Below are 14765 nucleotides of genomic sequence, written 5' to 3' on the forward strand. Positions count from 1 at the left end.
ATAAATGCTAGCCTTAGCACTCTGAAAATAAACACTCGGATTAATTGCGAACATAACCCTCCGTCGAAAGCTACTATCGTGATTGCAATACCTATCAAGAATCACATAGTTTTCCTTGCTAAGCGACTTGCCAAAAAACTGCATAAATTCTTCGGCCTGAGCGCGGAACGGGCTAACATTTGACAACCTGGAAAATCGTGAAATAATTTTCTTCTTTAAAGACCTTGAGGCTCCGATTACATTACTACCATGCTGTCTATATTTTATCGTAGGATACTCACTGTAGATAAATTTCCCGAATGCAGAAATCACTAAATACACCCATGCATCATGCATAACAGCATGGCTAGGCCTTACTGACCTGACTATCTTAAATGCTTGTTCATTCATTAGAATTGATGCGCCACTCGCGACAGATTCAACGATGGCATTTTTAAAGATCAAACCCTTTCTAGGTACTTTTGTGTAGCCTATAGGACCTAAAGACTCATCAACAATCTGTAATCGTGTAGAGACAGCAACGGGAATATCACTCCCTTCTTTCTTCAACAGGTCTACAGAATGCTTGATTTTGTCAATCACCCAAACATCATCAGCATCTGAGAATCCATAATAATCCCCGACAAAATCACAGCAGAAAACAGCTTCAATAAACGATTTGCACGCACCTAAGTTCTTTCCCTTCTGTATAAACACCCTGTCATCATTGGCATATTTTTCACCAATCAAACTAACTGTGCTATCAGTTGAACCATCATCTCTGATCCAAAGCTTTACATTTGCCGACTCCTGGCAAAGTATGCTATCGATTTGCTCAACCACATATTTCTCGCCATTGAACACCGACATGATTATCACAACGTCATGAACTTTCAAATCAAACTCCCTGTAGCGGCGTCAATTAAATTCAATCTGGCATAGCAAAGTCGAAATTCTGAGTTAGCCATATTTTACTGCTGCCAAACGCGAATCAAGGATGTGCTTTGCACAAGCAAACATCAATCCAGTATCAAAAATTATGCGCAACAGCCACGCCCATGCTGAACCCTCGACACCATAGTTATTGGTAAGCCACCAGAGGGCTAGCATGAACATTGGAAGCTCGACTAAATGTATCAGCGCTGTCCATCGAGCATGCCCACTGCTCTGAATCAAAGTAAATGGAATATGTGTCAGGCTATTAATCAGTATTCCGACTGCAAAGATCTGCAGGATTGTTGCACTCTGGTTGGCAAAATCCTCGTTAATCCACCGACGCATGATTTCGTGGGCGAAAAGTATCAGCACAACCACAATTGGTGTCATCGCAAGAAAAAGCCAGAGCAGAACCTTCTTGAAAAGTTCGCGCGTTTCTCCTCCGCCGCGACTGATCTGCGCGGCAAAGGTTGGGAATAGCACGGCTGTCAATGCAGCAGGGAATATCCAGAGTTTGGTAACAATCTCATTGGGTGTCGCGTAATACGTGACAGCTGCAGTCGAAACCAATGCCCCGATGATGAAACGATCAATGTAACCCATCAAAGGGCTTATGACATTGCTCACAGTTAACCAGCCACCATTGACGCATAACGGTCGAACCCAGGTTCGTTTGACAACCAGTCCCCTATACTCTTTCGGTAAAGAGCGAAAGGCATACCAAGCGTGCACGAGACACCCTAAGACTCGCCCCATAACAAGTACCCAGGCTATCAAGTCCAGTCTAGGCTCATCAATCCAGACCACCGCAGCCGGCCCGAGAAAAGTGAAAAGCCCCATGGGTATGCGAATCAAATTAATAACTCCGAAGGCTTGTCGTGCTTCGAGTACGCCGCGGAATCCTGATGTCAGAACAATGAATGGCATCGCAACAGCCATTGCGTACAGAGCACTAATAGCTTCGGACTTATTAGGAACATTCTTAATCTGATCAACAAGAACTGGCGCTATCAAAGCCATAATCAGACCCGCGCAAAGGCCAAGGACAAGCATAATGAGATAGGCGGTTCCTGTGATTGACGGTAAATCTTGTTTTTCATCACGTGACCATGTGATAGCGATCTGCTGGGTCAGTGCACGCCCTAGTCCAAAATCAAACAAACCGAAGTAGCTAACGACAGCCCAAATCAAGGTCAACAGTCCGAAGCGCTCAGGACCGAGCTCTGCTATTAAATACGGTATAGTAAAAATTGCCGCCAGTAACGGACCGCCTAGCCCAACTAAATTCAATAGAGAGTTACGCAATAACATTAACAAGCCCCAAAAAAGAAACACAAATAGTTAATTCACAGCCTTCATTCCATAGGGGAACAGTGCTTCTTGGACAGGTATTAAGTACTGATAAAACTAGAGTTGCGATGGGGGCCTCGAGATTATTCTGCCTATTGCGGTGTCGTCGCACCACCGCAAAAAATCGCACCTCTGATGAGCACTTAAGCATCCACGCCCCCTCTGGTCCGCACCGGCCGAATAACATGCAGCTCACCTTTCGGATCAAAACACCTACTTGCCGGAGTCTACACACTMCGGTGCCCACAGGGCTCAGAAGGGTTACGACCTCCTACAATACTCGGTGAAACGGTTGCCCCACGAAAAGTTGCGGCGGATGGGGAGTTGAGCGCTAATTTTCTTCGCCCAATGTACCTTCCTGAATCTGGCGTTGGTTATTTAACGCCTCACTCCCCTCCAGTAAACGGTAGAGGAGGAGTGTTTAGGTCGTGGCTAAACGTTTTTTAATCATCAGACGAATCAGAGCAATGAAGAGACCAAGCATACCGCCAAGCACCACGCCAAGCGCCAGAATCAATGCCTTCTTGGGCTTGATGGGGGCATCCGGCAATTCGATTTTACCATCTTGACGGAAGACTGCGACTCCTTCCGGGTCGAGACTTACACCGGCATAAAGCTCGTATTGTTCCTGAAGGTTGCGCAGGTCGGAAATGAAGGGGTCGTCAGATTCGCGTGACTTAAGCACCTGCAATTCTGCTCGTAGCGCCTTGGCTCCGCGCATATACATCAAGCTACCACCCATAAATGCGGCGAGCTCGCTGTCATTCGATCGCCCAGTAATCAACGGAGGTTTTTCAAGGCCAACTTCCTCGGCAACCTTCAGCGCCTCTTGCAGCTGAGTAATGCGGTCCGCACGACGAGCTTTGGCAGTATCCCGCTGGGATTTTATCTGCCGCTCTATATTCCCGGCCTGCACAGAGAGCTCACTTTGAGCGTTTTTCAGCATTTCACCGAGGGATTGCCGAGCCGTCAGGTCGATATAGCGCTTAGYCCAGTCCGCAGCCTGGCCTGGGTCGTGACGCTCAACAACAATTACATAGCGATCTGGCTGATTTTTGTCTGGCGCCTTGACGCTTAGTGATCCAGAAAACTCCATGTAGAGCCTGTCCAGAGACCTTGAACGCTGCTCTGCGTCCAGTGACGGCAAGTAAACCTCCCTGAAGAATTGACGGCGAACTTCCTCGGCTTGCAGGTTACGAGTGAAAACAGCGTATACATCGCTGACCGAGAAAGGCACCAGTCCACGCGCTCCACTCCGTCCCAGGTTGAAGCCAGCAATGTTACTGAGCGAGGGCGGCAGTACGGAAATACGCGCTTCGTAAACCGGCTTACTGAGAAACGCATATAAGGCGGCACCAGCGGTGATCGTCAAGGTGACCAGTATGATTAGCCATTTTTGCGTCCATAAGCTCAGCAGCAGTTCAACCAAGTCGGTCTCATCATCCCTAAGAGTCCGACGGGGGGAAATATCATTAGTCACAGTTGATCCATATTTTGATGAATAGTCTTGTTTAAACTTGCAGATAACAGTTTTAAGTTCTTACCGCCCGCGCAAAAAATTCCCGCACTCTGCCAACTCTCGCTGATAACACAACCCTTCATGCTGCCGCTTACTGGGCGGGGCTCATCTGGACACAGCGAACTCCTATTCATTACAAGCCTGCCCGGGTTGCCACGGCCCACCTTGAGTGCGATATCGGTCACAGTATCCATACCGACGGCATGAGTAACCGTGGGCTCGCGTTAATGGCATAAACGAAAGTCCTGCAAGACTCCTGTTGGCTGGCAATCTAAATCCCCTTTAATAGGGCCAATCGAAAACCGCACATAGTTCAACACCCTTATGCGCGCGAAACCGAAGGCGATATTCCAATAGCTCGAACCTTCTTCATCGCGCGATGGTGGGTCTTCGTCGTGCCATTCGGGGCGCCGAGTAATGATCTCGCTGTACAAGTGCAGACAAATCTCACATCTCATGGTCACCCCCATGTCCTAGCCATTCTGCGCCTGACCGCGCTCCTCGAAGTGCGCCACCAGATCGGTGGCCACACTCTCGATACGAGGCTCGGCGCCTCTACTTTTTCCAACGCCTACCCAGTGACTTTTCAGACAGGACTGCCGCCCCTCCTCCTCGTCTTCGGCCAGCATATCGACTACTTCATCGATATGCGCCAACCCCGCCGTCACCAGCCGGGGCTGGCGCATAAACTCTACTCTGTTCTCGCCCACAGACGTTGAAACGCAGCGTTACATAACAGCGCTCAAAACACCACCCCCAACCTCTTCATAACGACTCAAGCGGCTCTCCCAGAATGGGGTCCGCATGCCGTACTCAAACACTTTTGTTTTAACTGTTTCGACCATCTGTTTCGCCGACTCGGAGCACTCGCCAAGCGCGCTTCAGCGTGCGCTGCATCCGGGAGCGCTTTGCGCACGGCGTTGATCACGTATTGCAAGCTCAGCCGCTTGTGCAGGTCTTCTTCGTCGCAGTAGCAGACTTGTGCGAGCAATAGAGACAGCCGTACAGCTGTGCGACAGTTCGGCTCGATCACAGACGTGCCTGGGCAAACGTAGCGCCCTGTACAAAGCCAAGCGCAAAATTGAAAAAGCCAAGGCTCAAGTCATGGCGAAGGTTGAGCACCCGTTCCGGGTGATCAAGCGCCAGTTCGGTTATGTGAAGACGCGCTTCCATGGTTTGGCCAAGAACACGGCGCAGCTGGTGATGCTGCTTGCATTGTCGAATCTGCGGATGTCCCGTCGACATTTATTGAGCCATGCAGCAGAGGTGCACCTGTGATGTGGGGAATAGCCGCCGCGAGGTGCTCGTAGCGGCTAAAAAGACAGGAATGAGTGAGTGATCCGAGCATTTTGGTTCGACTTGCCACTTTCAAAATCGGCAGTGGCCGAAGTCAGCCATAATAAATGGCCACTACAGACCATCCCTAGGAGGAACTAGTCAATCGCATATGTTGAGGAGTATTGATAGAAGAGGAAACGCCAAACTATTTTCTGTTACGCGATTCAACCCAAGGGTCTAACTTATGGAGTAGCACATTAACTGTCACCGGAAGTCCTCGAATAAAAACAACTGAGGGTTACGATCAGGCGATGAACATTCTTTACGATGAACGCGTCGACGGCGTTTTGCCTGACGTCGACAAAGCCGCTCTGCTCAAGGCGCTGCACGCGCGGCTGCCCGATCTGGAAATTCTGCACCAGCAGGAAGAACTCAGGCCGTACGAATGCGACGGGCTCTCCGCTTACCGCACCACGCCCCTGCTAGTGGTGCTGCCCCGCCACCTCGACGAAGTCCAGGGTGTCCTTAGAGTCTGCCATGAGCGGCACGTCCCGGTGGTTGCCCGTGGTGCCGGCACGGGTTTGTCTGGTGGTGCATTGCCGCTGGAAAAAGGCGTGCTGCTGGTGATGGCGCGCTTCAACAACATCTTGCACATCGACCCCGACGCCCGCACCGCACGGGTTCAGCCAGGGGTACGTAATCTGGCTATTTCCCAGGCGGCGGCGCCCTTCGGCCTGTATTACGCGCCGGACCCCTCCTCGCAGATTGCCTGTTCTATCGGCGGTAACGTCGCCGAAAACGCCGGTGGCGTGCATTGCCTCAAGTACGGCCTGACCGTGCACAACCTGCTCAAGGTCGAGATCCTCACCGTCGAGGGCGAACACCTGACGCTGGGTTCCGATGCCCTGGACTCGCCCGGCTTCGATTTACTGGCCTTGTTCACCGGTTCCGAAGGCATGCTCGGGGTAATCACCGAGGTGACAGTCAAACTGCTGCCCAAACCGCAGACCGCAAAAGTGCTGCTGGCCGCCTTCGATTCCGTCGAAAAAGCCGGCCGTGCGGTGGGCGACATTATTGCCGCCGGCATCATTCCCGGCGGCTTGGAGATGATGGACAACCTGGCCATTCGCGCCGCTGAAGACTTCATCCACGCCGGTTATCCCGTCGACGCCGAAGCCATTTTGCTTTGTGAACTCGATGGCGTGGAAGCCGACGTGCATGATGACTGCAACCGCGTGCGCCAGGTGCTGGAACAGGCAGGCGCCACCGAAGTCCGCCAGGCCCGCGATGAGGCCGAACGCGTGCGTTTCTGGGCCGGACGCAAGAATGCCTTCCCGGCGGTGGGACGCCTGTCACCGGATTACTACTGCATGGACGGGACGATCCCGCGCCGCGAACTGCCCGGCGTGTTGCAGGCTATCGCAGCGCTGTCGGCCGAATATGGCCTGCGGGTAGCCAATGTTTTCCACGCTGGCGACGGCAACATGCATCCGCTGATTTTGTTCGATGCCAACCAGCCCGGCGAACTCGACCGCGCCGAAACCCTGGGCGGCAAGATCCTCGAATTGTGCGTGAAGGTCGGCGGCAGCATTACCGGTGAACACGGTGTGGGCCGCGAAAAGATCAATCAGATGTGTGCGCAGTTCAACAGCGATGAGCTGACGCTGTTCCATGCGGTCAAAGCCGCCTTCGATCCGGGCGGTCTGCTCAATCCCGGCAAGAACATTCCCACCCTGCACCGCTGCGCCGAATTTGGCGCCCTGCACGTGCATATGGGACAGATGCCCTTCCCTGATCTGGAGCGCTTCTGATGCGCAGCGAATTCGACATGGATGACAGCGCCACACTGCTGGAACAAGTCAATCAGGCGCTGCAAAACGCAACGCCGCTGCGCATTCAGGGCTCCAACAGCAAGGCCTTCCTTGGGCGCATCGTCGCGGGGGAAGTCCTCGATACGCGCACCCACCGAGGCATCGTCAGCTATGACCCGACCGAACTGGTGATCACCGCCCGTTGCGGTACGCCGTTGTCAGAACTGGCCGAAGTTTTGGACGACGCACAGCAGATGCTGGCGTGCGAACCGCCCTCCTTTGGTGAAGACGCCACCGTCGGCGGCATGATTGCCTGTGGGTTGTCGGGACCACGGCGTCCGTGGTCAGGCTCGGTCAGGGACTTTGTCCTCGGTACGCGGGTGATCACCGGACACGGCAAGCATTTGCGCTTCGGTGGTGAAGTCATGAAGAACGTCGCCGGCTATGACCTGTCGCGCTTGATGGTCGGCAGTTACGGCGCGCTGGGGGTGGTGACTGAAGTGTCGCTCAAGGTGCTGCCCAAACCGCGACAGTGCCTGAGCATCAGCCTGGAAATGGACAGTGATCGCGCTTTGCTTCGCCTCGTGGAGTGGGGCCAGCAGCCCTTGCCGATCAGCGCGGCGTGCCACGACGGGCGGCGCCTGCACTTGCGGCTCGAGGGCGGCGAAGGCTCGGTGGCGGCGGCCCATGACCGTTTAGGTGGCGAGTTGCTCGACGCTTCATACTGGGCGGATCTCAACGAACATCGACTGGGTTTCTTCGATGAGGACCAGCCCCTTTGGCGGTTGTCCTTACCGCACAACACACCTCGGCTTTCCCTGCCCGGCATTCAACTGATCGATTGGGGCGGCGCACAACGCTGGCTTAAATCCGAGGCGCAGGCGTCGCTCATTCGCGAGATCGTCGGTGAGGTTGGCGGGCATGTGACCTGTTACAGCCACGGCCTGATCGACAGCCCGTTCCAACCGTTGCCTGCTGCGCTGATGCACTACCACCAGAACCTGAAGCAGCAACTTGATCCACGGGGCATCTTCAACCCCGGTCGCTTGTACGCGGAGTGTTGACCCATGCAGACCACCTTGAGCGAACAGGCCCGCCAACTGCCCCGCGCCGAAGAAGCCGAAAGCATTCTGCGCACCTGCGTGCACTGCGGTTTTTGCAATGCCACTTGCCCGACCTATCAACTGTTGGGCGATGAGCTGGATGGGCCCAGGGGTCGCATCTACCTGATCAAGCAGGTGCTGGAAGGCCACGAGGCTACCCAAAAAACCCAGCAGCATCTGGACCGTTGCCTGTCGTGCCGCAACTGCGAAACCACCTGCCCCTCTGGCGTCGATTACCACAACTTGCTCGACATTGGTCGCGCGGTGGTGGATGCCGCCGTACCGCGCCCACTCGACCAGCGCTTGTTGCGCGAAGGTTTGCGCCGCGTCGTGCCCAATCCTGGGCTGTTCAAAGCGCTGGTCAACAGCGGACAGATGTTTCGTGCGTTGTTGCCAAACACCTTGCAAGCCAAGTTGCCTCGGCGTGTGTACCCAGCCAAACCGCGCCCGACTGTGCGCCACCCGAGGCGGGTGCTGATACTGGAAGGTTGCGTGCAGCCGGGGTTGTCGCCCAACACCAATGCCGCCACCGCACGCGTGCTGGATCGACTGGGCATCAGCATCACACCGAGCCCCGAGGCCGGGTGCTGCGGCGCCGTCGACTATCACCTCGACGCTCAGGCCGCCGGCCTTGATCGCGCACGACACAACATCGATGCGTGGTGGCCGAGCATTGAAAACGGTGTCGAAGCCATCGTGCAAACCGCCAGCGGTTGCGGTGCGTTCATCAAAGACTATGGCCACTTGCTCCGCGCCGACCCGGCCTATGCCGACAAGGCGCAAAAGGTTAGTGCGTTGGCCAAAGACTTGGTCGAAGTGTTGCGCGAAGAACCGCTGGAAGCACTCGGCATCCACGCTGCCCAACGCCTGGCGTTCCATTGCCCCTGCACCTTGCAGCACGCGCAAAAACTCGGCGGCGCGGTTGAAGCGTTGCTGACGCGCCTGGGTTTCAACCTCACGCCCGTGCCCGATAGCCACTTGTGCTGCGGCTCGGCGGGCACCTATTCACTGACCCAACCCGAGCTGTCCCGACAACTGCGCGATAACAAGCTAAATGCGCTGGAGAGCGGATTTCCCGAAGTCATAGTCACCGCCAATATCGGCTGCCAGTCGCACCTTGACGGTGCGGGTCGAACCCCCGTCAGGCACTGGATCGAACTGGTCGAAGCCGCCCTGCCCTGATCGCGCATTGGAGAATTGCCATGAAAAGCAAAGCCGTACTGAGCCAGGCCGAAGTCAGCCAGATCCTCGCCGCCGCCCGCACCGAAGCACAGAACAATCAATGGGCCGTGACCATCGTGATTGTCGACGACGGCGGCCATCCCCTGGCACTGGAACGCCTCGACGGTTGCGCGCCCAGCAGCGCCTACATCGCCACCGAAAAAGCCCGCACCTCGGCCTTGGGCCGGCGCGAATCCAAGGGCTATGAAGACATGGTCAATGGTGGACGCTACGCCTTTTTATCCGCGCCGTTACTGACGTCGCTTGAAGGTGGCGTGCCGATTATTTTTGATGGTCAGGTGATCGGCGCGGTCGGCGTGTCCGGCGTCAAGGCCGAGCAGGATGCGCAAGTGGCCAAGGCCGGGGCAAAATGCCTGAAGTGATGTGGGAACGACACTGTACGTTCGTGCGTTATCACTTCCGCGCCAACTTATACCTGATGCACTCTTCATAAAAACTCTGCCGGACCGCAGCAGGTTTGAACCGCGACGGGCTGTCGTAGGTTTGCTCGGTAATGCCCATGGCCATCATGTGCATCCACGGTTTGTTGAACTTGTAGGTCTGTATCTTCTGGCGAGCGGCATACAGCGACACCCCGGACAACTTGAGCTCCTGGGCTCTGGCCGCCGTCCCCGCGCCCCAGTCACACATATAGCGGTCATTGGGCATCAACTCCCTGGCCTGGACCGCACCCGCCATGCTCGCCAGGGTAAACGAGATCAACGTGACCGTTACATTGCGCAATTGCATTCCGCCTAACCACCTGAAAATAAAGTGATTTTGGCGATAACTTCGCGCCAGCGGGGCCAGCAAATTGCCTTACCCGCGTAAAACATCCAGCGTCGGGTTCAGTTTCCCGAGACCAGCCTGAGCCCGATGACACCGGCCAAAATAAGCACAATGCACGCGATCCTCAGCGCCGTGGTGGCATCCCCCAGCAGCGCCATGCCCAGAATCGCGGTGCCCGCCGCACCGATACCGGTCCAGACCGCGTAAGCCGTTCCCACCGGCAGTGAGCGCAATGAGAGCGAAAGAAGAAAGACACTCGACAAACCCGTGGCGGCCGCCAAAAGTCCAGGGACTAACCGGGTGAATCCTTCCGAGCCCTTCATGTAGAAAGCGAACGCAATTTCGAGAATGCCAGCGATGCCGAGCAGTGCCCATGCCATGTTGATTGTCCTGCGGGAGGAATGACGTAAGTTGAATCGCCAGGCATTACGACCTGGCGAAACCTGGAGAGCGCTCTACTTTCCAGCCGCCGCAGGGGTCGAACGGAACGTCACACCAAATCGATTAAAGGCGTTCATCAACCCAATCGCGTAAGTCAGATCAGCCAATTCTTTATCACTGAACTCGGCAGCTGCCGCTTCATATTCCGCATCGGGAACGCCCATATCAGCGACGCGTGTGACGGTTTCCGCCCAGCCCAGCGCAATACGTTCACGGTCAGTGAAAACGTCACCCGCATCGCGCCAGACTGGCACCAGCACCAATTTTTCAACGACGACGCCCAGTTTGAGCAGATCGCGCGAGTGCATATCGATGCAATAGGCGCAGCCATTGATTTGCGACACCCGTAGATAAACAAGATCGATCAGTTCGTGGGAGAGACCGCTGTTTTGCAGGTAGACGTATACCCCRCCAAAAGCTTTGTAGCCTTCGGGTGCAGCCTTGGCGTAGTCGAGACGATTGCTCATGATGAATCCTTTGTGTTTGCTGTGAGGAGCTCCATCGTGCTGCGTCTTGGTCTAATTGCTAAGATCCATGATCCGCCTTGCGTCATGGGCCATGAAAGCGCAGTCATGGCCCAGTCAACTGCTCACTTCTTGGACCTTTGGAATAGGTCATCCGCTTCCTAGAATGCCCCCTCGAATACGTACTTTTATTTAGGGGCGAACCATGAAAATCCTCCACGTGACGTGCAGCCCTCACGGGACAACTTCCGAGAGCTATCGACTGTCCAGGCACATCATTGGTCATTTGCTAAAGAGCGATCCCACTGCAACCGTTATCAACCGGGTGGTGAGCGGCGATGCCATACCGCAGGTTGATGAGCATTACGCGATGTCCCAACAAGCGTCCGCCGATGTGTCCCAAGAAGGCTCCATGGCCCAATCGGAAGTGCTGATTGAAGAACTGGAAAGCGCCAACGTTGTGGTGATTGGCACTCCCATGCACAACTTCACCGTCCCCGCTGCGCTGAAAATCTGGATCGACCATATCGCTCGCGTCCGTCGCACGTTCAATGTCGGCGCGCAAGGGAAAACCAGTGTGCTGCACGACCGTCCCGTCTTTATTGCCGTGTCATCGGGAGGACGATTTTCAGGAGAAGACCCGCGTCAGCCCGACTTTCTGACCCCGTATCTGAAAGCGGTTCTGGGCATGATCGGACTGCATGCACTAACGTTCTTCTCTGTTGAAGGCACCGCTTTGGGTCCGCAGGCTGTAGCGCTGGCCAGGAGCAAGTCGGACCAAGCAGTGGAAGCGCATTTTTCAGCGCTTCGATGACCGAAGGGAGAGCCCCATGAACCGTCTCACCGCTGTCGCTTTTTTGCTGTGCGCCTCGTTTTCGATTGCACACGCTGCCGAGCGCTGGGAAACACTGCCCGCCACGCCCCAGATCACGATGGCGTCCAAGTCCGCCTACCTCGACGTCAACGGCGCGAAAATTTTCTACCGCGTCATTGGGCACGGTTCTCCCGTTGTCCTGTTGCATGGCGGCCTGGCCAACTCCGACTATTGGGGCAATCAGGTCAACGTGCTCGCGCCGCATCACACCGTGATCTTGCTGGACAGCCGTGGCCACGGTCGCAGTGGTCGGGATGCGCAAGCCTATGGCTACGACTTGATGGCCGATGACGTCGTTGCGGTGCTGGACCACCTGAAAATCCATAAGGCGGACGTCGTGGGATGGAGCGATGGGGGGATTTTGGGTCTGGATCTGGCGATGCGTCACCCTGATCGCGTCGGAAAAATATTCGCCTTCGCCGCCAACTCAAAAACCTCAGGCGTCATCCAAGGCGTTGAAAAAAACCCGACGTTTGCCGCCTACATTGATCGCGCCGGGCAGGAATACAAAAAGCTGTCGAAAACACCCGACAAGTTTGATGAGTTCGTCGAGCAGATCAGCCATATGTGGGCGTCGCAGCCAGAGTGGAGCGATGCAGACCTCAAGACCATAAAAACACCGGTGTTGATTGTCGATGGCGACCACGATGAAGCGATCAACCGTGAGCACACGGAGTACCTGGCCGCAACCATCCCGGGCGCCGGCCTGGCCATATTGCCCAACGCCAGTCACTTCGCATTCATGCAGGCACCGGCGGACTTCAATGCGATCATGCTGAATTTCCTCGGGCAAAAATAAGGACGCACCTTGATACGAAGCGAACCGTCCCTGAGCGGTGGATGAAGCCATGAACCAGCAGATCAAGCGCTTCTCCCCCCTCGACCCGACCTCTACCGAACCGATCTACCGGCAGCTTTACTGGCGGTTCCGCGGCGCCATAACGGACGGTTTGCTCATGCCAGGCGAACGCGTTCCCGCCGCACGGGCATTGGCCAAGGAACTGGGACTGGCGCGAGGCACCATCGATACCGCGTATTCCCTCCTCACCGCCGAAGGGTTCCTCCAGTCTCGTGGCCAAGCGGGCACGGTTGTGGCGGCGGGCATCAATGTCAAGGCACTGTCTGCTCGTGCGGCGCAAACAGCCAGCCCGGCGAGCAGCCAGTACATCCGGCACAAGGCACCCATTCTGCCGTTCCAGATGGCCCTGCCCGCATTGGATGCCTTCCCCAGAAAAGTCTGGTCGCAAATCGGCGCTCGCTGCGTTCGCGCTACGCAGATGGCGGACATGGCCAACCCCTCGGTGTACGGGCTGGACTCACTACGCTCTGCGATTGCCACTTACCTGCAGGTTGCGCGCGGCATAACGTGTTCGCCCGCGCAGGTGTTCGTCACTTCGGGCTACCGAAACACGCTGTCGCTGATCACTCATGCGCTGCTCAAGCCGGGTGACCGAGTGCTCGTCGAAGACCCCGGCTACTTGCCCACCCGGCAGTTGCTGGAACACCTGCAAATCCAGGTTGCCCCGGTTTCCGTGGACCAGGACGGCATGCAGGTCGCGCAAGGTATCCAGCGCACACCCGGCGCCCGTGCAGCCGTCGTCACACCGGCCCATCAAAGCCCGCTGTGCGTCTCGCTGTCGTTGCCACGTCGCCTGGAATTGCTGGAGTGGGCATCCCGGCAGCAAGCGTGGATTGTCGAGGACGACTACGACGGTGAGTACCGCTACATCAGCCGTCCACTGCCTGCACTCAAGAGCCTGGATCGCGACGGTCGTGTGCTTTATTGCGGCACGTTCAGCAAAGTGCTGTTTCCCGGTATCCGCCTCGCGTACCTGGTGGTGCCAGAGGCGCAGGTCGAACGCTTCGAACAGGTCGGCCAGATATTCCTCGGCGGTTGCCCGGAATTGACCCAAGCCATCGTCGCCACCTTTGTGACCGAGGGGCATTTCGCTCGCCATATCCAGCGCATGCGAAAACTCTACGGTGAACGCCGCGAGGCCACGGCGCGCGGGCTCAAGAAAGCCCTGGGCGATCACATTCGCATTGATGCCCTGCCGGGTGGCATGCACCTGATTCTTCGTCTGACCGGGCAAGCGTCCGACAGCGCACTGGTCGAGCGCCTGCAACAGGCCGGGATTTACGCAGAAGCCTTGTCCGACTGGCGTATCCATGACCCGACCGATTCGGCGCTGCTGCTCGGGTTCGCCAACATCGACTCGCAAGAGATGGCCGAACAACTGGGCAGACGCATTCTGCAATTGATCTAGGCATCTCGACGAACATGGCCCGGTTCAACACGCCATTCTTGGCTCTTTTGCCCGGGCCGATGGGGCGACACCCTGTGTGCTGAACCACTGACCCAGCCCCAGGAAAATCCGATGCCGACACCTCCTCCCCTTCGTAGCATTGCCGTGTTCTCCGGTTCCAACACCGGCTTCAATCCCGCCTATATTGAGGGCGCCCAAGCCTTGGGCCGGGAAATCGCCAGACGCGGCATACGCCTGGTGTATGGCGGCACCGACAAAGGCTTGATGGGTGTGATGGCCGACACGGTGCTCGCCGAGGGCGGTGAAGTCGTTGGCATCATCACGCGCTTGTTGTTCGACCTCGGGCACCTTCATCCCGGCCTGACCCGGCATGAAGTCACGCAAGACATGCGCAGCCGAAAGGCGCGCATGAGCGAATGGGCGGATGCGTTTATCGCATTGCCGGGCGGTTTGGGGACGTTTGAAGAACTGTTTGAAGTCGCGACGCTGACTCAGTTGGGCGAACACCACAAAGGGGTCGCCTGCCTGAACATCGGTGACTTTTTCAACCCGGTGCGCAGCCTGCTGGAGCATGCGGTGAACGAAGGCTTCATGAAAACCGAACACCGCGACATGCTGATCTTCAACATCGATCCGTCCGCGCTGATCGATGCGCTGGAGCAGTGGCAGGCGCCCACGGTGACGAAATGGATGGGAGTGGCAGGCGCTTGGCCTGGCCCGCCCACCTGATCGG

14 protein-coding genes and 2 pseudogenes are annotated in these 14765 nt (G+C 56.3%); 9 read left to right on the forward strand and 7 right to left on the reverse strand.

Annotation, left to right across the window (positions count from 1 at the left end; genetic code table 11):
- From AC1DWM_RS20350 to AC1DWM_RS20365, 4 genes and pseudogenes are all read right to left on the reverse strand, one after another.
- On the reverse strand, positions 1-876 hold an 876-nt coding region (locus AC1DWM_RS20350), incomplete at its 3' end, for a glycosyltransferase (protein ID WP_477795980.1).
- Between the two features lie 63 nt (positions 877-939).
- The gene (locus AC1DWM_RS20355; protein ID WP_223517295.1) at positions 940-2226 is read right to left on the reverse strand and encodes a flippase; all 1287 of its coding nucleotides are present in this window, start codon (positions 2224-2226) and stop codon (positions 940-942) included.
- Positions 2227-2686: 460 nt separating this feature from the next.
- Positions 2687-3745 carry an LPS O-antigen chain length determinant protein WzzB gene (locus AC1DWM_RS20360; RefSeq protein ID WP_477795981.1) on the reverse strand — a complete coding sequence of 353 codons (1059 nt, stop codon included), beginning with the start codon at positions 3743-3745 and terminating at the stop codon, positions 2687-2689.
- 422 nt (positions 3746-4167) lie between these two features.
- Positions 4168-4440, reverse strand: a pseudogene (locus AC1DWM_RS20365) (hypothetical protein); the annotation flags it as partial.
- 385 nt (positions 4441-4825) lie between these two features.
- On the opposite strand from AC1DWM_RS20365, the pseudogene AC1DWM_RS20370 reads away from it, so the two are divergent.
- From AC1DWM_RS20370 to AC1DWM_RS20390, 5 genes and pseudogenes are all read left to right on the forward strand, one after another.
- A pseudogene (locus AC1DWM_RS20370) lies at positions 4826-5062 on the forward strand (transposase); the annotation flags it as partial.
- Between the two features lie 311 nt (positions 5063-5373).
- Positions 5374-6873 carry a glycolate oxidase subunit GlcD gene (glcD, locus tag AC1DWM_RS20375; protein WP_223517299.1) on the forward strand — a complete coding sequence of 500 codons (1500 nt, stop codon included), beginning with the start codon at positions 5374-5376 and terminating at the stop codon, positions 6871-6873.
- Positions 6873-7937: a glycolate oxidase subunit GlcE gene (gene glcE, locus AC1DWM_RS20380; protein ID WP_477795982.1), complete on the forward strand. Its 1065-nt coding sequence runs from the start codon at positions 6873-6875 to the stop codon at positions 7935-7937. Before glcD ends, glcE begins: the two co-directional genes overlap by 1 nt.
- 3 nt (positions 7938-7940) lie before the next feature.
- A complete protein-coding gene (gene glcF, locus AC1DWM_RS20385) occupies positions 7941-9158 on the forward strand; it encodes a glycolate oxidase subunit GlcF (protein WP_223517303.1) in 1218 nt (405 codons plus the stop codon).
- A gap of 20 nt (positions 9159-9178) precedes the next feature.
- The gene (locus AC1DWM_RS20390; protein WP_223517304.1) at positions 9179-9580 is read left to right on the forward strand and encodes a heme-binding protein; all 402 of its coding nucleotides are present in this window, start codon (positions 9179-9181) and stop codon (positions 9578-9580) included.
- Positions 9581-9611: 31 nt separating this feature from the next.
- On the opposite strand, the gene AC1DWM_RS20395 is transcribed toward AC1DWM_RS20390, so the two are convergent.
- The 3 genes from AC1DWM_RS20395 to AC1DWM_RS20405 form a co-directional block, all read right to left on the reverse strand.
- On the reverse strand, positions 9612-9947 hold the full coding sequence (locus AC1DWM_RS20395; RefSeq protein WP_223517306.1) for a hypothetical protein: 336 nt from the start codon (positions 9945-9947) through the stop codon (positions 9612-9614).
- Positions 9948-10045: 98 nt separating this feature from the next.
- Positions 10046-10366 carry a DMT family transporter gene (locus tag AC1DWM_RS20400; protein ID WP_223517307.1) on the reverse strand — a complete coding sequence of 107 codons (321 nt, stop codon included), beginning with the start codon at positions 10364-10366 and terminating at the stop codon, positions 10046-10048.
- 75 nt (positions 10367-10441) lie between these two features.
- A complete protein-coding gene (locus AC1DWM_RS20405) occupies positions 10442-10894 on the reverse strand; it encodes a carboxymuconolactone decarboxylase family protein (protein ID WP_223517309.1) in 453 nt (150 codons plus the stop codon).
- Positions 10895-11096: 202 nt separating this feature from the next.
- Between AC1DWM_RS20405 and AC1DWM_RS20410 the strand changes: the two genes are divergently transcribed.
- The 4 genes from AC1DWM_RS20410 to AC1DWM_RS20425 all read left to right on the forward strand — a co-directional run bounded on the left by AC1DWM_RS20410 (position 11097) and on the right by AC1DWM_RS20425 (position 14761).
- On the forward strand, positions 11097-11705 hold the full coding sequence (locus tag AC1DWM_RS20410; RefSeq protein WP_477795983.1) for an FMN-dependent NADH-azoreductase: 609 nt from the start codon (positions 11097-11099) through the stop codon (positions 11703-11705).
- Between the two features lie 16 nt (positions 11706-11721).
- Positions 11722-12564, forward strand: a complete 843-nt coding sequence (locus AC1DWM_RS20415) for an alpha/beta fold hydrolase (protein ID WP_477795984.1) — start codon at positions 11722-11724, stop codon at positions 12562-12564.
- 49 nt (positions 12565-12613) lie between these two features.
- Complete coding sequence (gene pdxR, locus AC1DWM_RS20420) at positions 12614-14032, forward strand: MocR-like pyridoxine biosynthesis transcription factor PdxR (RefSeq protein WP_477795985.1); 1419 nt, start codon at positions 12614-12616, stop codon at positions 14030-14032.
- Positions 14033-14143: 111 nt separating this feature from the next.
- The gene (locus AC1DWM_RS20425) at positions 14144-14761 is read left to right on the forward strand and encodes an LOG family protein (protein WP_223517316.1); all 618 of its coding nucleotides are present in this window, start codon (positions 14144-14146) and stop codon (positions 14759-14761) included.
- Positions 14762-14765 lie beyond the last annotated feature (4 nt).

It is taken from the genome of Pseudomonas sp. P4_C8 (genome assembly GCF_056401975.1).